The sequence below is a fragment of the Bradyrhizobium sp. SZCCHNR2028 genome, from assembly GCF_032380995.1.
Lineage (GTDB): Bacteria > Pseudomonadota > Alphaproteobacteria > Rhizobiales > Xanthobacteraceae > Bradyrhizobium.
Genome location: NZ_JAUHJF010000006.1, coordinates 296,606 through 318,433 on the forward strand (window position 1 = coordinate 296,606; position 21,828 = coordinate 318,433).

A 21,828-nucleotide genomic window follows, 5' to 3' on the forward strand; every position below is an offset into this window, starting at 1 on the left:
AGCTCCGGCAAGTGGACCGGCGGGACGACACCGCAAGCGCAGCCCTGCCGCTCGCCGATTTCGAAACGCGCACTTGCCGAAGCCCACAACAACCTCGCCGATTTCGGAATTCCTCCGTGATTTCAATGCCGAGAACATCACGCTGCGGCCAGCCTCATGCGCCGGTACTCGGTCGGCGTCACCCCGGTCACCGCCTTGAAGGCGCGGTTGAAGGGCCCAAGCGACTGGAACCCGGCGTCCATCGCGATGGTGATCACGGGCACCTCGGCCTGGGCGGGATCGGCCAGCGCGGCCTTGGCCTCCTCGATGCGGTGGGCGTTGAGGAAGGTATTGAAATTGCGGTAGCCGAGCTCGCCATTGATCAGCCGCCGCAGCCGGTATTCAGGAATGGAGAGCCGCGTCGCCAGCATGCCGATCGTGACGTTCTCCTGGCGATAGATCCGTTCGTCCGCCATCAGCCGCATCAGTGCGTCGACCAGCTTGCGGTTGGCCGCCGTCTCCGCCCCTGGGACGACCGCGGTAGCCGCTGCCACGCTCGGCGTCTCGACCTGCGGGGTCTCCGGCGCGAAGACGTCGCCTGCCCCGACCTGGAGCAGCATCAGCGCGACGGCGCCGACCACGCCCAAGAACATCGCCGCATTGATCACATTGGCGAGCTCCGACGGCCCGCTGCCGGCGGACGCCATCTGCAGCAGCGCGTTGACACCGCCGTAAGACAACGACGCAATCACGACGAAGGCGCGGACGTGCCGCCGCCCCTCGACGAGATCCACCGCCCAGGAGCGGATGGTCTGCGCCAAGGTTAGGCCAAGGAAGCCGAGAGCCAGCACATTATTGGCGACGATCACGAACCGTGCATGTCCGGCAGGCCCCAGCACGAGACAGCTCAGCAGGCTGAAGCCGAACACCGCGAGCCAGATCAGGCCGTGCAGCCAACGCAACGCAAAGCCGTCGTCGAACAGCGCGCGGCAGAACAGCCAGAGCACGACGATATCGGCGGTCGCCAGCGCAATCAGCGGCGCGGAAGCGAGCGATGGCGCAGCCGTGCCGCCGATGTTGAAGGTCGCCGCATGCGCGGCCGAGCCCAGCGCCAGCGCGATCGCGAGCCGGCCGCGCCATTGCCTGCCGAGATCGCGTCCCAGCGCGACGGCGAGCACGGCCAGCAGCGCGATAGCGGCGGCGCGAAGCGCGAGATCGAGGCTTTCGAGCGTCATCGTCACAAGTCCATTGTCAGCGGCGGAACTCTAGGCCGCAGCTTCGCTCCGTTCAAATCAAGCAAACGCGGCGACCTCCTGCCCTGCCGTCGCCTCAGCAAAGCTGCTAAGCTGGCGCGACCACATTGCAGGAGCGCCCCATGAGCTGGCAGCCATCGATCGATCCCGAGTTCGGCGATCCCACCTCGTGCGACGCGCTGGAGCACGTCATCGTGCCGCGCACCCGCGATCTCGGCGACGGCTTTGCGGTGCGGCGCGCGCTGCCGCATGGCCGCCGGCAGATGGTCGGGCCGTTCATCTTCTTCGATCATTTCGGCCCGGTGCAGTTCATGTCCGGTAAGGGCATGGACGTGCGGCCGCATCCGCATATCGGGCTTGCCACCGTCACCTATCTGTTCGACGGCGCCATCATGCATCGCGACAGCGAGGGCAACGTCCGCGAGATCCAGCCCGGCGCGATGAACCTGATGACGGCGGGCCGCGGCATCGCGCATTCCGAGCGCACGCCCGACCTGCAGCGGCAGAACGGGCAGAAGATGCTGGGCCTGCAGAGCTGGATCGCGCTGCCGGTCGAATCCGAAGAGATCGCGCCGAGCTTCCAGCATTATGCGGCCGACGCGCTGCCGACGGTCAGCGACACCGGCTTCTCCGCGCGCATCATCGCCGGCCGCGCGTTCGGCGCGGTCTCGCCGGTGACGATGGTCTCGCCCTGGTTCTATGTCGAGGTCACCGCGCAGGCCGGCACGGTCGTGCCGCTCGATCCCGACCACGAGGAGCGCGCGATCTATATCGTCGACGGCGAGGTCGAGATCGCGCGCGAACGCCACGAAGGACCGCGGCTGCTGATCTTCCGCCCTGGAGACGCCATCAGCGTGCGCACGGTCAAGCCGACCCGGATGATGTTCCTCGGCGGCGACGCGCTGGAAGGGCCGCGCCACGTGTGGTGGAATTTCGTCTCCTCCAGCAAGGAGCGCATCGAGCAGGCCAAGCAGGACTGGAAAACCGGCCGCTTCGCCGCCGTTCCCCAGGAGCACGAGTTCATTCCGCTGCCGGAATAGGCTATTGAGAGCGCAACGCTCCCGTTTCGAAAGCCCCGCACGATGACCACGCTCCTCACCAGCAATCTGCCGCTCCCGAAAATCGGCCGCGGCAAGGTCCGCGACATCTATGCCGTCGGTGACGACCGCGTGCTGCTGCTCACCACCGACCGCATCTCCGCCTTCGACGTCGTGATGAACGAAACCATCCCGATGAAGGGCGCGGTGCTGACGCAGATCTCGGCCTACTGGTTCAATGCGCTCGAAGGCGTGGTGCATCACCACATGATCTCGGCCGACACCGACGAGATCATCGACCAAGTGCCTGAGCTCAAGCCGCACCGGCAGGAGATTCTCGGCCGGGCGATGCTGTGCAAGCGCACCAATGTGTTTCCGATCGAATGCGTGATCCGCGGCTATCTCTCCGGCTCGGCGTGGAAGGAATACGCGGCGAGCGGCACGCTCGCCGGCGAGCAGCTGCCTGCGGGCCTGGTCGAGAGTCAGAAGCTGGAGCCCGCGATCTTCAGTCCGGCGACCAAGGCCGAGACCGGCCATGACGAGAACATCACGATCGCGCGGATGCGCGAGGTGGTCGGCGACGAGACGGCCTACACGCTGGAGAGCATGACGCGCGCGGTCTATACGCTCGGCGAGGCGCTCGCCCGCGAACAGGGCATCATCATCGCCGACACAAAATTCGAGTTCGGCCGCGACAAGGACGGTCACATCATCCTGATCGATGAGGTGATGACGCCCGACTCGTCGCGCTTCTGGGCGGTCGATGCCTATCAGCCGGGCCGGCCGCAGCCGAGCTTCGACAAGCAGCCGCTGCGCGACTATCTCGACGCCGAGCGCAAGGCCGGCCGCTGGAACGGCGAGGCCCCGCCGCCGCCTTTGCCGCAGAGCGTGGTGGATGCCACCAGCCAGCGCTATCTCGAAGCGTTCAAGCGGGTGACGGGGAGTGAGCTGAAGATCTGAGGATCGCAGGTTCACGCGTCGACGTTCGCGCTTGGGTTTGAGCTATCTCGTAGGAGCTCATAACTAACAGAGTGCTTCGGGGACCCCCCCCGACCCCTCCCCGCAAGGGGGAGGGGCCAATCCGCGGCCGCGTTCTTCGCTGACACGAAACTTCTCCGCTCTTCTGCGAGTGAATTTGGCGAGAGGCTCGCTCTCTCTTCTCCCCTCCCCCTTGCGGGGAGGGTCGGAGGTGGGGGACCACTCGACGAGACGATCATGATGCGCACAGACGCATCAACACATCCCGCGGCGCCATCGCACCCGAGGTGATCGCATCAAGACCCTCGAAAATGCCGAGGGCGCAGGGAAGGCCGGGAGCTGGCTGCCCCCATGGCCCGCCTGCTCAAAAAAATGCAGGCGGCAGGTACCACAGGTTCAGCCGAGACATCCCGGCCCTCCCTGCGCGATGGGTTTAACGGCTGCTCCGTACTCTCCCCGGGGACCGGCTTGTTTGCCCCCGTCGCCCGCCACGACCGAACGAGCGTCACCGCACGAACGTCATCGCGAGCTTGGCGCCAGCATCGGGGCGCCAGGACCACACGGCTTGACCGTCCGCGCGCTGCCATTCGTCAGCGCAAGAGCGCCTGACAGGCACGCGGCCACCGCTCCCGCCTCTACGTATCGTGACGACGCGTACGTCCCTCTGCATGAGGACGGGATGCGCGGATAAGAGCACGACTTCGGAAAAATAGCAACAACAAAATCCTGCAAGAGGAATTCGACGTCAAATTTTTCGATAGCTGACGCAAGACGTGTGCTCCTCGCCTCGATCGGCAGCGCCGAATGACGCCCTGACCAGGCTCGTTTTTGGCCGGAGTTTCTTCTGCTAGATCTCTTTGACGCGGAGCGGCACGACCATATCGGCCGAATGACCTCGTCCGGGCCAGTTTCCCCAGACGACTTCCGCGCGGAACGTCCGCCCGCGACAGTGCACGGTCAGAACCTCTCCGACGACCGGCGCGATACCTTCGCAATAACTTTCATCGCGACGAAGCTCCTTCTCGGTAACGAGCTCTCCAGACTTGAGAAGTATCCGTCTGATCCAATAAGGCATGTGTGATTTTTCGAGCTGTCGAAGCCACGGCGTCTGTTGTCCCCTGCGGTCCCCGAGATGCCCGTCTAGTCCTCGAACCCGACGAACACCGTCGCTTCCTTCACCGACTTCCGCTCGGACACGACGGCGTTGGCCGGAAAATCATGATCGGGCCAGCCGAGCGCGACGCTCTTCATGATGACCTGATCGTCGGCGATGCCGGCGTGCTCGCGGACCACGGGCGATTGCATGATGCCCTGGCTGTTGATGACGGCGCCGAGGCCGCGCGACCAGGCGGCGTTGACCAGCGCATTGGTGACGGCGCCGCAGTCGAACGGCGTATCGTCGCTGCCATCGAGCGCACGATCATAGGTCACGATGATGCAGACCGGCGCGTCGAACTGGCGGAAGCCGCGTAGCACCCAGTCCTGTCGCTTGTCCTTGTCGTCGCGCGCGATGCCCATGGCGAAGAACAACTGCTTGGCGACCTGCACCTGGCGCTCGCGATGCGCGCCCGCGAAGGGCTGGCCGATACGGAATTCACGCGACTGCGGGACGCCGGCGACCATCCGCTCGGTGTTGCCGGCGCGGATGCGGTTCAGCGGCTCGCCTGTGATGACGTAGAAATTCCAGGGCTGGCTGTTCATCGACGACGGCGCGCGCATCGCCAGCCCGATGATCTCCTCGATCAGCGCCCGCGGCACCGGATCGGGCTTGTAGCCGCGGATGCTGCGGCGGCCGAGGATGACGTCGTCGAACTGCATGTGTGTGATAGTCCCGTGATGACAACTGATCTGCCGCGAATATTCGCGGCTTTCCGGTTCCGGTGCAAGGTTGACGCGCGAACCGATCGGGGTGTCGCGAACACAGGGGGTTGTGATCGAGCTAGACCTTCAGCATCGACAGCACGGCGCGCGCAAGATCGGCGGGACTTTCCACGAGGCGGTCGGCGCCGGCCGTCTCGAGCTCGTCGCGACTGCCATAGCCCCAGAGCACACCCAGGCTGCGCATCCTGACAGCGTGGGCGCCAGCAATGTCATGGCGGCGGTCGCCGACCATGATCCCCTGGGACGGCGCGATATTCCGCTCAGTGAGAATATGCGTGAGCAGCTCCGGCTTGTGGTCCAGCATGCCTGACGGCACCGAGCCGTGGATGGCGTCGAACAGCGACGCAAGATCGAGATGCTCAAGGATGCGGCGCGCAAACACCTCCCGTTTGGATGTCGCGAGATAGAGCCGCAAGCCCGCGCCATGCATCTCGTGCAGCGCGTCGCGAATGCCGGGATAGAGTTCGCTGCCGAACAGTCCGCTCTCGCCGTAATGCTGGCGATAGGCGGTCACCGCTTCGTCGACCCGATCGTCGTCATAGGCCAGCAGCAGCGTCCGCAACATGTCCTGCAGCGGCGGCCCGATGACACTGCGGATATCGAGCGTCTCGTCCGGCGCATGCCCGAGCGCGCGCAACGCCGCCAGGGTGCTCGCGGCGATGCCGGGCTGGGAGTCGATGAGGGTGCCGTCGAGGTCGAGCAGGACAGAGTGAACCGAAGACATGTCCAATCATAGCGGCGGCCGCGAGAAGCGTAAACGACCGCTCCGCCCCGCGCTCACGCAGGCATCGGCTCCGCCGCTCGAACGGATGCATCAGGCCGATGGCATGAACAACTGCCCGCGGTCCGCCGCAGGCCTACCCTGTCAGGTAACTCCAGGGAAGGACCCACGCCGATGGCGCAGATCGCGACGATCGAAACCGGGCTCTAACGCATTCCGCTCGGCGTGACGCTGTCCGACAGCACGCATGGCGAGATGACGGAATTCGAGCTGAACACCTGCCGTGTGCGCGATGCCGACGGCGCGGAGGGCGTGGGCTACACCTACATGGTCGGCCGCAATGGCGGCGCCGTCGCCGATATCCTCGGACGGGAGATTCCCAAACTGATCACGAGTCACGAGGCCGACGACACCGAGGCGATCTGGCAGCGGGTGTGGTGGGGCCTGCATCATGGCGGACGCGGCGGACCGACCGTGCTGGCGCTGTCGGCGCTCGACATCGCGCTGTGGAACCTCAAGGCCCGGCGCGCGAACCTGCCGCTGCGGTCTCGCGCGCCGCACGGCCGGCCTAAGCCTTTGCGCTCGGACGGCTCGACACCTCGCCGTACCATCGCTTGAGATGGCGGAGATGATCCGGCGGGTCGAGCTTGGCGCGGGCCGCGAAATCGACCGTCACCATGGCGCTGATGTCGGCAATGGTGAAGTCCGGCCCGCAGACGAAGGCGTGATCGGCCAGCCGCGCGTCGAGCCAGGCGAAGTAGTGCGCGACGCGCAGACGCCCCCGCTCGGCGAGCGCCGGGATCTGCTCGAGCGGCAGCGGGCCGGGCAGCGCGCGGCTCTCCAGCCCCGGCGCACTGTTTCGGAACGCTTCCTGAATGGCATAGATGCCGTCCCACTCGATCCGCCGGACCCAGCATTCGATCACGGCGCGCTCCTCCGCATTGCGTCCCATCAGAGCCGGCTCGGGATGCAGCTCCTCGACGTAGCGGCAGATCGCGAAGATGTCGGTGATCGCAGCGCCGCTGTCGAGCTTCAAGACCGGAACCGTGCATTGCGGGTTCAGCGCGCGAAATTCCGGCCGAAACTGCTCCCCGGCGCGCAGGTCGAGCTGAACGGTGGGAATCGTGAGGCCCTTCTCCGCAAGGAAGATGCGCACGCGGCGCGGGCTTGGCGCGGTCGCGGAATCGTACAGCCTCATGAGCGTCCTCTCTGCGTGATTTGGCTGGAAGCAGCGGGATGGTGCCGCTACTCGGCGCCGAAGATCTCGTCCTGATCCATGCGCACCGCACGCAAGGCGCGGGTCCGGCGCCATTCGTCCAGCTGCACCCATGTGGCGTAGGTGATCAGCAGTGAGCGGCGGCGCGCGCCGCTGCGGTTGCGCGTCGCACCGTGCAGCATGTTGACGTCGAACAGCAGGATGTCGCCGGCCTCGCCCGCCGTGACGAACGCCGAGGACGCGGCCTGCGCATCGTCCGTGTCGGGGCGATGCGAGCCTGGCGCCACTTGCGTGGCGCCATTGTCGGGGCCGAAGGAATCGAGAAAGGCCAGCGCGGAGACCGAATCGGTGCGCCGGCGCTCGACGCTGTCGCGATGCAGCGGCTGCGCGCCGCCATCGGCACACGGCTCGCGCCCTTCGACCTGGCCGAGGAAGAACGGCGCCTTCAGGACATGATGCACGGCGGCAAGCATCACCGGCAGGCGGCAGACCTGTTGCACCGTCGCATCGAGATCGACCATGGCGTGCCGCCAGTCGCGGCCGCGCGGCACCGGCCATTGCTCCGAGGGCAGCGTGCCGGACTCGAACGCATCGCGCAGTGGCGCGATCCAGTCCGCCGGGATCGCACCGCGCAGCAGCAGATAACCGTCCTCCTCCAGCCGATGCGCGTCGGCTTCAGAAAGCCGGCCGACGCCGGCGCGCGCGGGTGCCGCGGTCATGGTTGAGCTCGCAATCTCGAGGTCAGTGGAAACATTCGGCATGGTCGATGATCAGACGGCTCTCGGCAAGCGGCTGTCCTGGATGGGCACGGCGCGTGGCGGCGCGCGCTTGCGTTCATCCGGCTACGGCCGTGACATGACGGCGCGACGGCTGAGCCTGAAGGAGATCCCGCATTGAGGCGATAGGTCGCGCGCGGCGCATCGGCCCGGCAAGGCGCCATTAATCACCCGTTAACCTCATCGACCTACATCTTCTTGCAACAGACGGCAACGATCAGAAACATAGAGAAGAGAGCGTTCAGACTTTTCGGAAGAGCACATGGCGATCGTCCAAAGCACCAGCCAGATCTCTCCCGCGATGGAGCGGGTCTATCACCAGAGCAACCTGCTCGGCGAATGGAAAGGCAGCTGGACTGCCAGTGGCCAGGCGGTGAGCTTCAAGGTCGTCAACATTCGCGGCGCCGCGGCGACGGTGGAATACACCCACAATGGACGGACCGAGCGCGGCATCGGCCAGGTCAACGGCTCGACCATCGACTTCGGGTCCGTCACGCTCGGCACCAAGAACGGCAAGAACGCGGTGCTGCTGTTCTCGTCCGGCGGCGGCAAGGCCACGGCGATGCTGGAAAAGCAGGCGCCTCCCGCCGAACAGAGCAACCTGACCGGGAGCTGGGCCGGCTATTCCGGCGAGAACGGAATGAGCGCGAGCTTTCGCGTGCTGTCCGTCAACGGCAAGGAGGCGCAGGTCAGCGTCACCGCCAATGGCGTGACGCGCCAGGGCACCGGCATCGTCTACAAGAACGTCATCATGTTCGGCCAGACGCAGATCTCGACCGACGACGGCAAGACCGGCAAGGTCATCTACCAGGTCGGCAACAAGTCCTACATGGTGCCGGTGGACAAGCTGCCCAAGACGGCCTGAGCGCAGGCGTCCAAAGTTCACACCCCCGCCATCATCACATATTTGATCTCGAGATATTCCTCGATGCCGTGGTGCGAGCCCTCGCGTCCGAGGCCGCTCTCCTTGACGCCGCCGAACGGCGCCACCTCTGTCGTGATCAGGCCGGTGTTGACGCCGACCATGCCGGACTCCAGCGCCTCCGCGACCCGCCAGACCCGGCCGAGATCGCGGGCGTAGAAGTAGGAGGCGAGACCGAACGGCGAGGCGTTGCACATCGCGATGACGTCGGCCTCGTCCTTGAACCGGATCACCGGCGCGAGCGGGCCGAACGTCTCCTCCTGCGCGACCAGCGCGTCCGACTTCACGTCCGACAACACGGTAGGCTCGAAGAAGGTGCGGCCGAGCGCATGGCGTTTGCCGCCGGTGACGACCTTCGCCCCGCCTTTGACCGCATCGGCGATGTGGCGCTCGACCTTCTCGACCGCTTCCTCGTTGATCAGCGGGCCCTGCGTCACGCCGGCCTCGGTGCCGTCGCCGATCTTCATCGCCGCGACCTTGGCGGCGAGCCTCTCGACGAACTGGTCGTAGATGCCGTCCTGCGCATAGAGGCGGTTGGCGCAGACGCAGGTCTGGCCCATGTTGCGATATTTCGAGACCATGGCGCCTTCGACAGCCGCATCGACGTCGGCATCGTCGAACACCACGAACGGCGCGTTGCCGCCGAGCTCGAGACCGAGCTTCTTCACCGTGCCGGCGGACTGGCGATACAGGATCTTGCCGACCTCGGTCGAGCCGGTGAAGCCGACGAAGCGCACGGACGGATGCTCGCACAGCACCTTGCCGATGTCAGGTGCATCGCCGGTGATGATGTTGAGCGCGCCCTTCGGCAAGCCGGCGCGTTCGGCCAGCACGGCGAGCGCCAGCGCTGACAGCGGCGTCTCGTTGGCCGGCTTCAGCACCACGGTGCAGCCGGCGGCGAGCGCGGGAGACACCTTGCGGGTGATCATCGAGTTCGGGAAATTCCACGGCGTGATGGCGCCGCAGACGCCGATCGGCTGCTTCAGCGCCAACAGGCGCGCATCCGGCTTCTGGGTTGGGATGGTCTCACCATAGACGCGGCGCGCCTCCTCGGCGAAGAACTCGATATAGGCGGCGCCGATGTCGACCTCGCCGAGCGCCTCCGTCAGCGGCTTGCCCTGCTCGGAGGTGAGGATCAGCGCGAGGTCCTCGCGGTTGGCCGTGATCAGCTCGAACCATTTGCGCAAGGTATTGGAGCGCTGCTTGGCGGTCAGCCTGGCCCAAGCCGGGAACGCGCGCGCGGCAGCTTCGACGGCCCGCGTCGTCTCCTCAGCACCAAGCTGCGCCACCTTGGCGAGCTCGGCGCCGGTGGCTGGGTTGACGACGGGGAACACCGGCGAGCCGACCCAGGCACCATCGATGTAGCACTGCTCGCGCAGCAGCGACGGATCCTTCAGGCGGTCACGCAGGCTCGGAGCGGCAGTGGAGGCGCGGGCGGCGGGCGGTGTCATCGGGTTCCTCCTCGAAAACGAGCGATCTTTCCCCCGAATATAGCCACGCGCCGGCCGAGGCGCACGGCTCGTGCCCCTCCTCAACGGTACATTCGATCCGGCGATCCGTGCCTGTACGGCACCAAATGCTGAATGATGAGGGGTCGACCAGGATCAGGCCGCGCCGCTCAAATAAGTCTCGCGGCGGCCGATCATGCGCTCCGCCGCCGCCTTGGCGTCGGCCTTGGTCGAGGTCGCGCAGGTGCGGTATTCGAGATCGGGCAAGGAGGCGGGATCGCGGCGCCCGAACCACGATTTGTGGCCGACGGGCAAGAGCGCCAGCGCCTGCGCCACATTGTCGACCGCACCGAACGAATACAGCGCACCGGTCGCAGCGATGCGCACCTCATAGATGCCGGGCGTGATCGGTGCCTCGATATTGTCACCGCGCCCCGGGCGGGGATACCGCTTCCACTCGCTCCACGTCGAAATCATATCGCCCCCAACGGCGGACATTGCCGCCAAAAACACGTCATCGGCTCGAAAAAGCCGATCCTTCAACCCTTTAATGCAAAAATGGTTGCAACTCACAACAGTCGCAAGCCCATGGTGGGAACATGGCCCCCATGTGTCGGCCTCGCGGCTGGGTGGAACTAATCATGATTCTGGCGAAAAATTGAAGCGCTGTGGCCTTGCCGCGGCGCTGTTGTCCCCGCCTGCTTCGTCCGCGCCGCATCATCACGAGATCGCGACCGGCCGTTCGACCGACTGTCCTTGCTGGCCGGGCCGGCCCGAGGAACAATCGCCTACCGTCATCAAGAACGGAACGGAGGAGACCATGCAGAACAAGACCGACATCGACGGCGTGCTGCGGCAGAAGGCGGAGGCGGGAGAGATTCCCGGCGTCGTCGCCGTCGCCGCTGACAGCAACGGCATCATCTATGAAGGCGCCTTCGGCAAGCGCGACCTCGGCCGCGACGATCCGATGACCGCCGACAGCGTGTTCTGGATCGCCTCGATGACCAAGGCCATCACCTGCGCGGCCGGGATGCAGTTGGTCGAGCAGGGCCGGTTGTCGCTGGATGCCCCGATCGGCGCGGTGCTGCCCGACCTCGCCGCGCCCAAGGTGCTCGACGGTTTCGACGCCAATGGCGAGCCGATCCTGCGGCCGGCCAAGACCGCGATCACGCTGCGCCATCTGATGACCCACACCGCCGGCTTCTGCTACGACATGTGGAACGGCGACATGGCCACCTATGTGCAGAAGGCCGGCACGCCCGGCATCATCACCTGCAAGAACGACGCTCTCAAATTGCCGCTCGCCTCCGATCCCGGCACGCGCTGGGAATACGGCATCAACATCGATTTCGTCGGCAAGGCGATCGAGGCGGTCAGCGGCTCGAGCCTCGACGCCTATCTGCGCGACCATCTGTTCGCGCCGCTCGGCATGGACGATACCGGCTTCAAGCTCGGCCCGTCGCAGCGCGCCCGCCTGGTCGGCATGCATGCGCGCGGCGAGGACGGCACCCTGGCGCCGATCCCGTTCGAGCTCGAGCAGGAGCCGGAATTCCACATGGGCGGCGGCGGGCTCTACGGCACGGCCGGCGACTACGTCCGCTTCACCCGGATGATCCTCAACAACGGCCGCGGCAACGGCAACCAGGTGCTCAAGCCTGAGACGATCGCGGCGATGCGCGACAACCATATCGGCGAGCTGGAGATGACGAAGATGGCCGCGGCGGTGCCCGGTGTGACCAACGACGTCGATCTCTATCCCGACATCGTCAAGAAATGGGGCTTGAGCTTCATGATCACGACGGCGCAGACGCCGGAAGGCCGCAGTGCCGGCAGCCTCGCCTGGGCCGGCCTCGCCAACACCTACTACTGGATCGATCCGGCGCGCGACGTCACCGGCGTGATCCTGATGCAGCTCCTGCCGTTCGCAGACCGGCTGTGCCTGGAGACGTTTGCAGGCTTCGAGCGCGGGGTCTATGCCGGACTCGATGCCGCGGGCGGACAGAAGGCGGCGTGAGCAGACTGCCAACTGACCGGAGTGAGCTCGGAATGAGTTAGTTGGCGTCATGCCCGGGCTTGGCCCGGGCATCCACGTCTTCGGTCCCGCAGCTCAATAAAACGTGGATGGCCGGGTCAAGCCCGGCCATGACAGTGGAGAGAGTTGTGTCTCCGGTGAAAAAGAACGCGTGACCACAGCTTCGACCTACACCTTCAGTCCGTTCTGGGCCGCCAATTCCTTCAGCGACACCTGGGGCCTTGCGCCGATGTGCTGGATCACCTCGGCGGCGGCGAGGCCGCCGAGGCGGCCGGCCATCTCGTAGCCGGTCTTGCGCACCAGCCCGAACAGGAAGCCGGCGGCGAACAGATCGCCCGCGCCGGTGGTATCGACCAGGCTCTCGATTGGATGCGCCGGCACCGAGATCACGCCGTCGTTCGACACCACGACGCAGCCCTTTTCGCTGCGGGTGACGATGCCGAGCGTGGCGTCCTCACGCAGCTGCTTCAGGGCGCCGTCGAAATCCGCGGTCTGGTACAGCGAATGCAGCTCGGCCTCGTTGGCGAAGACGAGATCGACGGTGCCGCCGCGCATCAGGTCGAGAAACTCCTCGCGATAGCGATCGACGCAGAACGAATCCGACAAGGTCAGCGCGACCTCGCGTCCGGCGTCATGCGCGATCGCCGCCGCCTTCACGAACGCATCCTTGGCGTCCTTCGGGTCCCACAGATAACCTTCGAGATAGATGAAGCGCGCCGCCGCAATCTGCGCGGGATCGATGTCCGCGGCGGTGAGATTTTGCGCGGCGCCCAGATAGGTGTTCATGGTGCGCTCGCCGTCGGGGGTCACCAGGATGTAGCAGCAGCCGGTCGCCGGGCCGTCGGCAGCGGGCGCGGTATCGAAGGTCACGCCAGCGGCGCGGATATCATGCCTGTACATCCGGCCGATCTGGTCGTCCTTGACCTTGCCCACGTAAGCGGCACGCGCGCCCAGGCTGGCGAGGCCAGCGATGGTGTTGGCCCCCGAACCGCCGGACATCTCGGTGGCCGGGCCCATATCGGCATAGATCGCGGCCGCGCGGGCCTCGTCGATCAGCGCCATGCTGCCCTTGGTCATGCCGTGCCGGGCGAGAAAGGCTTCATCGGCATGCACCAGCACGTCGAAGATCGCGTTGCCGATCCCGAGAACATCGTATTTCGCGTCAGTCATCCACTGGCCCCGTTTACGGCGTTTTGCAAACGCTGCGGCCTATCACAAGCAGCGCTGCTATAGAAGCCTGATGATCCGCTCATTCGTGACTGTGTTGTCAGGAACACTGGCCTCGCGCCTGCTCGGCTTCATCCGGGATGCGCTGATGGCCGCGCTGCTCGGCGCCGGCCCGGTCGCGGACGCATTTCTCGCGGCGTTTCAGCTCGTCAACGTCATCAGGCGATTGCTGACGGAGGGCGCGCTCAATGCAGCTTTGGTGCCGGCATGGCTGCGAATATACCAGCACGGTGGCACAATGCAGGCGGCAGCCTTTGCCGGGCGCGTGCTCGGCACGGTCAGCGCCGGCCTGCTCGCGGCAACGCTCGTGCTGGCGCTGCTGATGCCGTTCGCGATGACGGTGCTCGCACCAGGCTTCGCCGGTGAAGAGACGCTCACCCTGGCCGTCAATGATGCCAGGCTGATGCTGCCCTATCTCGCCTTCGCCGGCCCCGCAACCGTGCTGCTCGCACTCTCCAGTGCACGAGGCCGCTTCGCGCTGGCCGCGTTTGCGCCGCTGCTCTTCAACGTCGCGCTGATCGTCGTGACCATCGTGCTGCTGATGCAACATCCGGATCCTGCGAGCGCCGCGCTGCTGCTCGCCGCTACGATCGGCGTCGCTGGGCTGCTGCAGCTCGCCGTCCTCGCGCGGCGAGGCCGCGATGGCCCCCTCGCCTCGCCGGTGCGCGTCACCTTCCATGCGGAAATGCGCGGCTTCTTCGCCAAAGCGCTGCCCGGCATGGTCGCCAGCGCCGGCCCGCAACTGATCGCGGTCGGCGGCGCGATCATCGCCTCCGCCTCGCCTTCCGCGGTCTCGTGGCTGTATTTCGCCAACCGCCTCATCGAGCTACCACTCGGGCTCGTCGGCGTTGCCATGGGCACGGTGCTGGTGCCGGAGCTGACGCGCGCGCTGCACGAGGGCAACAAGCAGGCGCTGGCGGAAGTGCAATCGCGCGGCCTCGAACTGACGATCGGGCTCGCGCTGCCTGCGGCGCTCGGACTGATGATCCTGAACGAGCCGATCATTCGTTTGCTGTTCGAACATGGCGCGTTCAGCTCGGACGATGCCGCCGCGACGGCGCAGGTGCTCACATGGCTCGCGGCGGCATTGCCGGCGCAAGTACTGACCAAGGCGCTGCAGCCTGCCTTCTTCGCGCGCGAGGACACGCAGACACCGCTGCGCGCGACGCTGATCGGATGCGGTGTCGCGATCGCGCTGGCGTTCCTGCTCGCACAATTGTTTGCGGCAAGTGGCATCGCGGCAGGGCTCGCGCTCGGTGCCTGGGCCAATGCGGCGGTCCTGATCCGGCGTGGCGCCACGAGCTTCGGCTTCGCGCTTCCTCCCGCCTCGCGGCGCCGGCTGCCGCGCATCACCCTGGCCGCCGCGATCATGGGCACCGTCCTCTGGACCGTCGCCGGACGCTTCGCCGGCACGTGGAGCAGCAGCCATCTCGGCGCGGCCGTGCTGCTCGCCGCCCTGATCAGCGGCGCCATCATCCTCTACGGAGTGCTTCTATTGTCCCTGGGCGCCGTAGGCTGGCGCGAAACCGTCCGGGCGATCCGGCAAAAGCCCGCCGGCGACTTGCACCTTTGAGGCGCTCGTGCCAAACGACCCCCAAAATCATCATCCGGAACAGTGACCATGGCTTTCGTGGAACGGGTTTTCTCGGGCGTCCAGCCGACCGGCAACCTGCATCTCGGCAACTACCTCGGCGCGATCGTCAACTTCGTGAAGATGCAGGAGACGCACAACTGCATCTATTGCGTCGTCGACATGCACGCGATCACCATGCCGATCGATGTCTGGGGCGGCCCGGCCGAGCTGGCGCGCAACACCCGCGAGGTCACGGCCGCCTTCATCGCCGCCGGCATCGATCCGAAGAAGCACATCGTGTTCAACCAGAGCCAGGTCTCCGGGCATGCCGAGCTCGCCTGGATCTTCAACTGCGTCGCGCGCATCGGCTGGCTGAACCGCATGACGCAGTTCAAGGAGAAGGCCGGCAAGGATCGCGAGAACGCATCGGTCGGCCTCTACGACTATCCGGTGCTGATGGCCGCCGACATCCTGCTCTACCGCGCCACCCATGTTCCGGTCGGCGAGGACCAGAAGCAGCATCTCGAGCTCTCGCGCGACATCGCGCAGAAGTTCAACAATGACTACGGCGACTCGATCCGCAGCCACGGCTTCGGCGACGGCCTGTTCTTCCCGCTTCCGGAACCCTTCATCACCGGTCCCGCGACGCGCGTGATGTCGCTGCGCGACGGTACCAAGAAGATGTCGAAGTCCGATGCCTCGGACTATTCGCGCATCAACCTGACCGACGATGCCGATACGATCGCGCAGAAGGTCCGCAAGGCCAAGACCGATCCGGAGCCGCTGCCGACCGAGGAAAAGGGGCTGGACGCACGTCCCGAGGCCGACAACCTCGTCGGCATCTACGCCGCGCTATCGGACCGCAGCAAGGCCGACGTGCTCAGGGATTTCGGCGGCGGCCAGTTCTCCAGCTTCAAGAACGCGCTGGTCGAGCTGTGCGTCACCAAGCTCGGGCCGATCGCCGCCGAGATGAAGCGCCTGACCGCCGATCCCGGCTACGTCGAGTCCGTCCTGGTCGACGGCGCCGACCGCGCCCAGGCCATCGCCGCGGAGACCATGAAGACGGCCAAGGACATCGTCGGCTTCATCCGCAAGCCCTGAGCGGCACGGCGCGCTCCGGAGTTGGCCTTGCGGCCGTAGCCAGGATGAGCGAAGCGACATCCGGGCTACTAGGAGCCGCACCACCGCGGTCATTGCGGGCGCGATGGAACCCGCAGCCCTCTCCCCAACGGAGGCGGGCTGTGGCAGCATCGCGGCCGGATCGACTTGCAGCAGCAGGCGGGAACGCGATGGCGGCGCAGCGGCAGAGCTACCAGACCGGCCATGCGCCGAAATGCCTGGTCGTGGTCGACGACAGCGAGGAATGGGACCGCGCGGTCCGCTATGCCGGCCGCTGGGCGGTCCGTTCCGGCGGCCGTATCGTCATGCTGCACGTCATCGAGACGGAGGACCAGAACCAGCAATGGCTGGGGGTCGCCGACCTGATGCGGGCCGAGGCGCAGGAGCAGGCGCATGCCGAGCTCGACCAGGCCGCGGCGCTGCTGTCGGCGATCGGCGTGACCGCGCCGGAACGGGTGATCCGCGAGGGTGAGCCGACGGCGCAGATCCTGGAGACGATCGAGCACGACAGCGACATCGCGCTTCTGGTGCTCGCCGCCCATTCCGGCCCCGAGGGCCCCGGCCCGCTGGTCACCCATGTCACCAAGACGAGCGGCGCCTTCCCGATCCCGCTGGTGATCGTGCCGGGCGACCTCGGTGACGCCGATCTCGACGCTCTTTCATAGGCTTAGATCGGAAACGCCGGCCATGCCCCCTTGATCGTGCGCGCGTTCGCGCCATCTGCTATGAGGACACCACAGGCCGGCCTTGAACCGGCGCTGCCGGAGAAAGCCATGTTCATCCAGACCGAAGCCACCCCCAATCCCGCCACCTTGAAGTTCATCCCGGGCCGCGTCGTGCTGCCTGCTGGCACGATGGAGTTCGGCAGCCGCGACGCCGCCGCGCGCTCCCCGCTGGCCGAGCGCCTGTTCGCCGTCGACGGCGTCACCGGCGTGTTCTACGGCGCCGATTTCATCACCGTCACCAAGAGCGACGGTGAATGGCAGCACCTCAAGCCGGCGATCCTCGGCGCGATCATGGAGCACTACATGTCGGGCGCGCCGCTGCTCGCCGACGGCAGCGCCGCCAATGACGAATCCGCCGACGAGGACGACGAGTTCTACGACGAGGCCGACACCGAGACGGTCGGCATGATCAAGGACCTGATCGAGAACCGCGTCCGCCCGGCCGTAGCCAATGACGGCGGCGACATCACCTTCCGCGGCTTCAAGGACGGTATCGTCTATCTCAACATGAAGGGCGCCTGCTCCGGCTGCCCGTCATCGACCGCGACCCTGCAGCACGGCATCCAGAACCTGCTGAAGCACTTCGTGCCTGAGGTGGTCGAAGTCCGGCCGATGTAGCAAACCAATGGCGAATGGGGTTGGCGAATAGATCTGCGCGCTAATCGCCATCTGCCTCTGCTCACGCTGCGTTGCCGACGGTGGCGGCCACGGCCGCCGCCCGCCGAATGCTCCACGATACCTCGCTGGTTACCGCGCTCTGCGCGCCATGCCGTCGGTGCCGATCCTGAGCACGGGCTTGCGAGCGATTGATCGCCTCGACCTGGACCGTCGGGCATGGCCTTTGCGACCGGATGGCGCGGCGGCCTGAACGTCGAACGGGACGATCATTCCAATAGCCCGGAAAGATTTGCTTAAATGAGCGCCAATTCAGTAGTTTGCGTTCTCGGTCGTGCGCCGTGATGCGTTTTTCCCGATCAGGATGTAAGAAAGCGGCAACCGACTTTATCAAAGCCCCAAAAAGGTATTCGGCGCTCCCTTCAATGCGAATCTGACCGGATGTTGATCCTCGCCATCGATACTGCCCTCGACCATTGCGCGGCTGCCGTTCTGGACACTGATTCGGCCGCGATGCGCGCCGAGGAAACGCTGCCGATGAAGCGCGGCCACGCCGAGGCGCTGATGCCGCTGATCGCGCGCGTGATGCGCCAGTCGGGCGTCGGCTTCCACAAGCTCGACCGCATCGCGGTAACGACGGGTCCTGGTAGTTTCACCGGACTGCGCGTCGGCCTCTCCGCCGCGCGCGGCATTGCATTGGCGGCGCACAAGCCGGTCGTCGGCGTCACCACGCTCTCGGCCTACGCCGCACCCATCGTCAGCGAAGACCGTACCAACCCGGTGATCTCGGCGATCGATGCCCGGCACGACCATGTCTACTACCAAGTCGTGAGCGGCAGCGGCGAAGAGCTGGTCGCGCCTCAGGTCGCTGCGATCGACGACGTCTTGGCGGTCGCGCGGCTCGGCGCCCCACACCTCGTCGGCAACGCCGCGGCGCTGCTGGCCGAACGGTGGCCTCCGGAAGCCGCCGCGCCAGTTGCGGTCGACTCGCAAAACGGACCCGACATCACCTGGGTTGCCTGGCTCGGCGCGGCCGCGGACCCGGCGCGCGCGCCGGCGCGGCCGTTCTATCTGCGCGCGCCCGACGTCAAGCCGCCTGCCGGCGCGGCGCGCGCGCCGGCGCGGACGGCCCTCTCGTCATGAACATGTTCTTCCGCTGGCTCGGCAGCCCCAAACCGTTGATCGAAGCGGCCGCGCCGCGCGACGCCGCCAGGCTCGCCCAGATCCACGCCGCCTCGTTTCACCGCGGCTGGGGCGAAGGCGAGTTCGAGGCCATGCTGGCCGAGCGCAACACCATGATCCATCGGCTGCGGCTCGGGCGGAAACTCGTCGGCCTCATCGTCTCGCGAATCGGCGCGGACGAAGCGGAAATATTGTCGGTTGCACTTGACCCAAATCAGCGCGGCCGCGGATTTTCTCGTGATCTGCTGCTGCAGCATCTCGGGCACCTCGCGGGGCGCGGGGTCCGGACGGTCTTTCTCGAAGTGGAGGAAAACAACCAGCCGGCCCGCCGACTCTATGAACGCGCCGGATTTGCGACCGTGGGCCGTCGGGAACGCTATTACCTTCAGCCCGGCGGGGAACAGTTGAATGCGCTTCTGATGCGCCGGGACTTGTCGTAACCTGCGCTTGGTGGCAGAAAGCGCATCCTTGAGGCGAGACACGATGACCTCCTTGAAAACCACGCCAGCGCTCAATTCCACGGGAATCGAGGCCCGCTGTGCCGCCACCGGCATGCGCATGACCGAGCAGCGCCGCGTCATTGCCCGCGTGCTCGCGGAAGCCTGCGACCATCCCGACGTCGAGGAGTTGTACCGGCGCTGCGTCGCCGTCGACGACAAGATCTCGATCTCCACGGTCTATCGCACCGTGAAGCTGTTCGAGGATGCCGGCATCATCGAGCGCCACGATTTCCGCGAGGGTCGCGCCCGCTACGAGCAGATGCGCGACAGCCATCATGATCATCTGATCAATCTGCGCGACGGCAAGGTGATCGAGTTCACCTCCGAGGAAATCGAGAAGCTGCAGGCCGAGATCGCCCGCAAGCTCGGCTACAAGCTGGTCGACCACCGGCTGGAGCTGTATTGCGTGCCCCTCGACGAAGAGACGAATGGCTGACGCAGCGCCGGCTTCCAGCTTCGATCTCGTCATTTTCGATTGCGATGGCGTGCTGGTCGACAGCGAGGTGATCTCCTGTCAGACCCACGCCGACGTGCTCAGCCTGTGCGGCTATCCGATCACGACCGAGCAGGTGTTCGCGCGGTTCCTGGGCCGCTCCCTGAAACAGGCGAAGCTCGAGGTCGAGGCCGAGCTCGGCCACAGCCTGCCCGACGATTTCAACCCGAAACTGCAGGACCGCCTGTTCCGCGCCTTCGAGCAGGACCTCGCGGCGATCGACGGGATCACGGAGGCGCTCGACACCATCGACGTGCCGGTCTGCGTCGCCTCCTCCGGATCGCACCAACGCATGCGCGTCAGCCTTGGCGCCACCCGGCTCTACGATCGCCTCGCCCCGCACATCTTCTCGTCCTCCCAGGTCGAGAACGGCAAGCCCGCGCCCGATCTGTTCCTGTTCGCCGCAGCGCAGATGAGGGCGCGTCCCGGGGCCTGCGTGGTGGTCGAGGATAGCTTGGCCGGCATCCGGGGCGGTGTCGCCGCCGGCATGACGGTGCTCGGGTTCCATGGCGGCAGCCACTGCCGGCCTGGGCACGCCGACAATCTGCGCGCGGCCGGCGCCACCCTGGTTTTCGACGACATGCGGCAGCTGCCGGCGATTCTGGGCCGGCTGTCCGAGAAAAAGCCCGCGGTCGCTGGATTTTCGGCCCCCTAGCCTATATTTGAGCGCGGCGCCGCATTGGCGCGCCTCCGACTGCATGCAAGGGTTCATGACGCCGCCGCGCAAGCTGCACATCAAGTCCTATGGCTGCCAGATGAATGTCTACGATGCCCAGCGCATGGTGGACACGCTGGGCTCCGAGGGCTTCGTCGAGACCGCCGAGGCCGGCGACGCCGATCTCGTGATCCTCAACACCTGCCACATCCGCGAGAAGGCCTCCGAGAAGGTCTATTCGGAGCTCGGGCGGCTGCGGGTCGCGAAGGAGGACGCCGCAAGGGCTGGCCGGACGATGCAGATCGCCGTGGCCGGCTGCGTGGCTCAGGCGGAAGGCGAGGAGATCATCGCCCGCGCCCCCACCGTCGACGTCGTGGTCGGCCCACAGAGCTACCACCATCTGCCGCAGCTCCTGGCCCAGGCCCGCCGCGGCGAGCGCGCCATCGAGACCGAATTCCCGGCCCAGGACAAGTTTGGCTTCCTGGCGAAGCCCAGCCGCGAGGCGATCCGCGCCCGCGGCGTCTCGGCCTTCGTCACCGTGCAGGAGGGCTGCGACAAGTTCTGCACCTTCTGCGTGGTGCCGTATACACGCGGCAGCGAGATGTCGCGCGCAGTGGCGCGCATTGTCGACGACGTGACGCAGCTCGCCGAGAACGGCGTTCGCGAGATCACCCTGATCGGCCAGAACGTCAACGCCTATCACGGCGAAGGCCCTGACGGCCGGCCCTGGACGCTGGGGCGGCTGCTCTACAGGATCGCCGAGATTCCGGGCGTGGCGCGGCTTCGCTACTCGACCAGCCATCCCAACGACGTCGACGACAGCCTGATCGCGGCGCATCGCGATCTCGGAGCGGTGATGCCGTTCGTGCATCTTCCGGTTCAGTCGGGATCCGACCGAATCCTGAATGCCATGAACCGCAAACACACTGCGTCCGATTACCGGGATGTCGTCGACCGTTTTCGCGCCGCCCGTCACGACATTGCATTCTCTTCGGATTTCATCGTCGGGTTCCCGGGCGAGACCGAGGAAGATTTTCGCGCCACCCTCGCGCTGATCGATCAAATCGGATACGCTGCAGCCTATTCATTCAAGTATTCGCCGCGTCCGGGAACCCCGGCAGCGGACATGCAGGAGATGGTGTCAGCGACCGAGATGGACGAGCGATTGGAGCGCCTCCAGAGCTTGATCGACAGCCAGCAAGCAGCCTTCAACAAGGCCGCGATCGGCCAGGTCGTCGACGTGCTGTTTGAGCGCGCGGCGCGCAAGCCCGGACAGCTGGTCGGACGGACCGCGTATCTGCAGCCGGCCCACGTCATGGCCTCCGACGACATCATCGGTCAGGTTCTGCCGGTGCGGATCGACAGCCTCGAACGCTACAGCCTGCTCGGCGAGCTCATCACGGCCGCGCCGGCAGCGATCTCCCCCACGCCCCTTGTATCCATCGGAGGCTGAGCACTTGCCCAAGAGCGCATCGGATTCGTCTTCCCTCGCTCCC

General features: G+C 66.2%; 22 protein-coding genes and 1 pseudogene. 15 read left to right on the forward strand and 8 right to left on the reverse strand.

Annotation, left to right across the window (positions count from 1 at the left end; translation table 11 throughout):
• Nucleotides 1–137: 137 nt before the first annotated feature.
• On the reverse strand, nucleotides 138–1,214 hold the full coding sequence (locus tag QX121_RS13355; RefSeq protein ID WP_315812156.1) for a helix-turn-helix domain-containing protein: 1,077 nt from the start codon (nucleotides 1,212–1,214) through the stop codon (nucleotides 138–140).
• A 140-nt stretch (nucleotides 1,215–1,354) separates the two neighbouring features.
• Between QX121_RS13355 and QX121_RS13360 the strand changes: the two genes are divergently transcribed.
• Together QX121_RS13360 and QX121_RS13365 are read left to right on the forward strand one after the other, a co-directional pair.
• Nucleotides 1,355–2,272, forward strand: a complete 918-nt coding sequence (locus tag QX121_RS13360; RefSeq protein ID WP_315812157.1) for a pirin family protein — start codon at nucleotides 1,355–1,357, stop codon at nucleotides 2,270–2,272.
• A 42-nt stretch (nucleotides 2,273–2,314) separates the two neighbouring features.
• Complete coding sequence (locus tag QX121_RS13365) at nucleotides 2,315–3,229, forward strand: phosphoribosylaminoimidazolesuccinocarboxamide synthase (RefSeq protein WP_315812158.1); 915 nt, start codon at nucleotides 2,315–2,317, stop codon at nucleotides 3,227–3,229.
• 1,158 nt (nucleotides 3,230–4,387) lie between these two features.
• Here QX121_RS13365 and QX121_RS13370 read toward each other — a convergent pair.
• Together QX121_RS13370 and QX121_RS13375 are read right to left on the reverse strand one after the other, a co-directional pair.
• The gene (locus tag QX121_RS13370) at nucleotides 4,388–5,065 is read right to left on the reverse strand and encodes a nitroreductase (protein WP_315812159.1); all 678 of its coding nucleotides are present in this window, start codon (nucleotides 5,063–5,065) and stop codon (nucleotides 4,388–4,390) included.
• A 121-nt stretch (nucleotides 5,066–5,186) separates the two neighbouring features.
• Nucleotides 5,187–5,852, reverse strand: coding sequence for an HAD hydrolase-like protein (locus QX121_RS13375; RefSeq protein ID WP_315812160.1), 666 nt, complete (start codon nucleotides 5,850–5,852; stop codon nucleotides 5,187–5,189).
• Nucleotides 5,853–6,062: 210 nt separating this feature from the next.
• Between QX121_RS13375 and QX121_RS13380 the strand changes: the two are divergent.
• Nucleotides 6,063–6,392: pseudogene (locus QX121_RS13380) on the forward strand (uroporphyrinogen decarboxylase); the annotation flags it as partial.
• A gap of 25 nt (nucleotides 6,393–6,417) precedes the next feature.
• Here QX121_RS13380 and QX121_RS13385 read toward each other — a convergent pair.
• Both QX121_RS13385 and QX121_RS13390 read right to left on the reverse strand, forming a co-directional pair.
• Nucleotides 6,418–7,047, reverse strand: a complete 630-nt coding sequence (locus QX121_RS13385; RefSeq protein ID WP_315812161.1) for a glutathione S-transferase — start codon at nucleotides 7,045–7,047, stop codon at nucleotides 6,418–6,420.
• A gap of 47 nt (nucleotides 7,048–7,094) precedes the next feature.
• Nucleotides 7,095–7,784: a phytanoyl-CoA dioxygenase family protein gene (locus QX121_RS13390; RefSeq protein ID WP_315812162.1), complete on the reverse strand. Its 690-nt coding sequence runs from the start codon at nucleotides 7,782–7,784 to the stop codon at nucleotides 7,095–7,097.
• 40 nt (nucleotides 7,785–7,824) lie between these two features.
• Between QX121_RS13390 and QX121_RS13395 the strand changes: the two genes are divergently transcribed.
• Both QX121_RS13395 and QX121_RS13400 read left to right on the forward strand, forming a co-directional pair.
• Nucleotides 7,825–7,962 (forward strand): hypothetical protein, encoded by a 138-nt coding sequence (locus tag QX121_RS13395; RefSeq protein WP_315812163.1) that lies wholly within the window; start codon nucleotides 7,825–7,827, stop codon nucleotides 7,960–7,962.
• 141 nt (nucleotides 7,963–8,103) lie between these two features.
• Nucleotides 8,104–8,706, forward strand: coding sequence for a hypothetical protein (locus QX121_RS13400; RefSeq protein WP_315812164.1), 603 nt, complete (start codon nucleotides 8,104–8,106; stop codon nucleotides 8,704–8,706).
• 17 nt (nucleotides 8,707–8,723) lie between these two features.
• On the opposite strand, the gene QX121_RS13405 is transcribed toward QX121_RS13400, so the two are convergent.
• Nucleotides 8,724–10,214, reverse strand: coding sequence for an NAD-dependent succinate-semialdehyde dehydrogenase (locus QX121_RS13405; protein ID WP_315812165.1), 1,491 nt, complete (start codon nucleotides 10,212–10,214; stop codon nucleotides 8,724–8,726).
• 153 nt (nucleotides 10,215–10,367) lie between these two features.
• The gene (locus QX121_RS13410; RefSeq protein WP_315758115.1) at nucleotides 10,368–10,688 is read right to left on the reverse strand and encodes a hypothetical protein; all 321 of its coding nucleotides are present in this window, start codon (nucleotides 10,686–10,688) and stop codon (nucleotides 10,368–10,370) included.
• A 343-nt stretch (nucleotides 10,689–11,031) separates the two neighbouring features.
• On the opposite strand from QX121_RS13410, the gene QX121_RS13415 reads away from it, so the two are divergent.
• Entirely contained in the window at nucleotides 11,032–12,225 is a 1,194-nt protein-coding gene (locus QX121_RS13415) for a serine hydrolase domain-containing protein (protein WP_315812166.1), read from the forward strand.
• A gap of 186 nt (nucleotides 12,226–12,411) precedes the next feature.
• On the opposite strand, the gene QX121_RS13420 is transcribed toward QX121_RS13415, so the two are convergent.
• Nucleotides 12,412–13,413 carry an adenosine kinase gene (locus QX121_RS13420; protein ID WP_315812167.1) on the reverse strand — a complete coding sequence of 334 codons (1,002 nt, stop codon included), beginning with the start codon at nucleotides 13,411–13,413 and terminating at the stop codon, nucleotides 12,412–12,414.
• Between the two features lie 70 nt (nucleotides 13,414–13,483).
• Here QX121_RS13420 and murJ point away from each other — a divergent pair, with 70 nt between their 5' ends.
• From murJ to miaB, 9 genes are all read left to right on the forward strand, one after another.
• Nucleotides 13,484–15,043: a murein biosynthesis integral membrane protein MurJ gene (gene murJ / locus QX121_RS13425; protein WP_315812168.1), complete on the forward strand. Its 1,560-nt coding sequence runs from the start codon at nucleotides 13,484–13,486 to the stop codon at nucleotides 15,041–15,043.
• A 48-nt stretch (nucleotides 15,044–15,091) separates the two neighbouring features.
• A complete protein-coding gene (trpS, locus tag QX121_RS13430; RefSeq protein ID WP_015663202.1) occupies nucleotides 15,092–16,144 on the forward strand; it encodes a tryptophan--tRNA ligase in 1,053 nt (350 codons plus the stop codon).
• A 188-nt stretch (nucleotides 16,145–16,332) separates the two neighbouring features.
• Nucleotides 16,333–16,827, forward strand: a complete 495-nt coding sequence (locus tag QX121_RS13435; protein WP_315716941.1) for a universal stress protein — start codon at nucleotides 16,333–16,335, stop codon at nucleotides 16,825–16,827.
• 108 nt (nucleotides 16,828–16,935) lie between these two features.
• Nucleotides 16,936–17,505, forward strand: a complete 570-nt coding sequence (locus QX121_RS13440; RefSeq protein ID WP_315812169.1) for a NifU family protein — start codon at nucleotides 16,936–16,938, stop codon at nucleotides 17,503–17,505.
• Nucleotides 17,506–17,943: 438 nt separating this feature from the next.
• Complete coding sequence (gene tsaB / locus QX121_RS13445) at nucleotides 17,944–18,645, forward strand: tRNA (adenosine(37)-N6)-threonylcarbamoyltransferase complex dimerization subunit type 1 TsaB (RefSeq protein ID WP_315812170.1); 702 nt, start codon at nucleotides 17,944–17,946, stop codon at nucleotides 18,643–18,645.
• Nucleotides 18,642–19,124, forward strand: coding sequence for a ribosomal protein S18-alanine N-acetyltransferase (gene rimI, locus QX121_RS13450; protein WP_315735571.1), 483 nt, complete (start codon nucleotides 18,642–18,644; stop codon nucleotides 19,122–19,124). Before tsaB ends, rimI begins: the two co-directional genes overlap by 4 nt.
• Nucleotides 19,125–19,167: 43 nt before the next feature.
• Nucleotides 19,168–19,620, forward strand: a complete 453-nt coding sequence (locus tag QX121_RS13455; RefSeq protein ID WP_315716937.1) for a Fur family transcriptional regulator — start codon at nucleotides 19,168–19,170, stop codon at nucleotides 19,618–19,620.
• Nucleotides 19,613–20,332, forward strand: a complete 720-nt coding sequence (locus QX121_RS13460; RefSeq protein WP_315775809.1) for an HAD family hydrolase — start codon at nucleotides 19,613–19,615, stop codon at nucleotides 20,330–20,332. The genes QX121_RS13455 and QX121_RS13460 overlap by 8 nt, the downstream gene beginning before the upstream one ends.
• Nucleotides 20,333–20,387: 55 nt before the next feature.
• On the forward strand, nucleotides 20,388–21,785 hold the full coding sequence (gene miaB / locus QX121_RS13465; RefSeq protein WP_315775810.1) for a tRNA (N6-isopentenyl adenosine(37)-C2)-methylthiotransferase MiaB: 1,398 nt from the start codon (nucleotides 20,388–20,390) through the stop codon (nucleotides 21,783–21,785).
• Nucleotides 21,786–21,828: the final 43 nt, after the last annotated feature.

What these genes read in the sequence shown, in the direction of transcription:
- QX121_RS13355 (WP_315812156.1), bottom strand. Translation starts at nt 1,214, where the DNA reads ATGACGCTCGAAAGCCTCGATCTCGCGCTTCGCGCCGCCGCTATCGCG.
- QX121_RS13360 (WP_315812157.1), top strand. Translation starts at nt 1,355, where the DNA reads ATGAGCTGGCAGCCATCGATCGATCCCGAGTTCGGCGATCCCACCTCG.
- QX121_RS13365 (WP_315812158.1), top strand. Translation starts at nt 2,315, where the DNA reads ATGACCACGCTCCTCACCAGCAATCTGCCGCTCCCGAAAATCGGCCGC.
- QX121_RS13370 (WP_315812159.1), bottom strand. Translation starts at nt 5,065, where the DNA reads ATGCAGTTCGACGACGTCATCCTCGGCCGCCGCAGCATCCGCGGCTAC.
- QX121_RS13375 (WP_315812160.1), bottom strand. Translation starts at nt 5,852, where the DNA reads ATGTCTTCGGTTCACTCTGTCCTGCTCGACCTCGACGGCACCCTCATC.
- QX121_RS13385 (WP_315812161.1), bottom strand. Translation starts at nt 7,047, where the DNA reads ATGAGGCTGTACGATTCCGCGACCGCGCCAAGCCCGCGCCGCGTGCGC.
- QX121_RS13390 (WP_315812162.1), bottom strand. Translation starts at nt 7,784, where the DNA reads ATGACCGCGGCACCCGCGCGCGCCGGCGTCGGCCGGCTTTCTGAAGCC.
- QX121_RS13395 (WP_315812163.1), top strand. Translation starts at nt 7,825, where the DNA reads ATGGTCGATGATCAGACGGCTCTCGGCAAGCGGCTGTCCTGGATGGGC.
- QX121_RS13400 (WP_315812164.1), top strand. Translation starts at nt 8,104, where the DNA reads ATGGCGATCGTCCAAAGCACCAGCCAGATCTCTCCCGCGATGGAGCGG.
- QX121_RS13405 (WP_315812165.1), bottom strand. Translation starts at nt 10,214, where the DNA reads ATGACACCGCCCGCCGCCCGCGCCTCCACTGCCGCTCCGAGCCTGCGT.
- QX121_RS13410 (WP_315758115.1), bottom strand. Translation starts at nt 10,688, where the DNA reads ATGATTTCGACGTGGAGCGAGTGGAAGCGGTATCCCCGCCCGGGGCGC.
- QX121_RS13415 (WP_315812166.1), top strand. Translation starts at nt 11,032, where the DNA reads ATGCAGAACAAGACCGACATCGACGGCGTGCTGCGGCAGAAGGCGGAG.
- QX121_RS13420 (WP_315812167.1), bottom strand. Translation starts at nt 13,413, where the DNA reads ATGACTGACGCGAAATACGATGTTCTCGGGATCGGCAACGCGATCTTC.
- murJ (WP_315812168.1), top strand. Translation starts at nt 13,484, where the DNA reads ATGATCCGCTCATTCGTGACTGTGTTGTCAGGAACACTGGCCTCGCGC.
- trpS (WP_015663202.1), top strand. Translation starts at nt 15,092, where the DNA reads ATGGCTTTCGTGGAACGGGTTTTCTCGGGCGTCCAGCCGACCGGCAAC.
- QX121_RS13435 (WP_315716941.1), top strand. Translation starts at nt 16,333, where the DNA reads ATGGCGGCGCAGCGGCAGAGCTACCAGACCGGCCATGCGCCGAAATGC.
- QX121_RS13440 (WP_315812169.1), top strand. Translation starts at nt 16,936, where the DNA reads ATGTTCATCCAGACCGAAGCCACCCCCAATCCCGCCACCTTGAAGTTC.
- tsaB (WP_315812170.1), top strand. Translation starts at nt 17,944, where the DNA reads ATGTTGATCCTCGCCATCGATACTGCCCTCGACCATTGCGCGGCTGCC.
- rimI (WP_315735571.1), top strand. Translation starts at nt 18,642, where the DNA reads ATGAACATGTTCTTCCGCTGGCTCGGCAGCCCCAAACCGTTGATCGAA.
- QX121_RS13455 (WP_315716937.1), top strand. Translation starts at nt 19,168, where the DNA reads ATGACCTCCTTGAAAACCACGCCAGCGCTCAATTCCACGGGAATCGAG.
- QX121_RS13460 (WP_315775809.1), top strand. Translation starts at nt 19,613, where the DNA reads ATGGCTGACGCAGCGCCGGCTTCCAGCTTCGATCTCGTCATTTTCGAT.
- miaB (WP_315775810.1), top strand. Translation starts at nt 20,388, where the DNA reads ATGACGCCGCCGCGCAAGCTGCACATCAAGTCCTATGGCTGCCAGATG.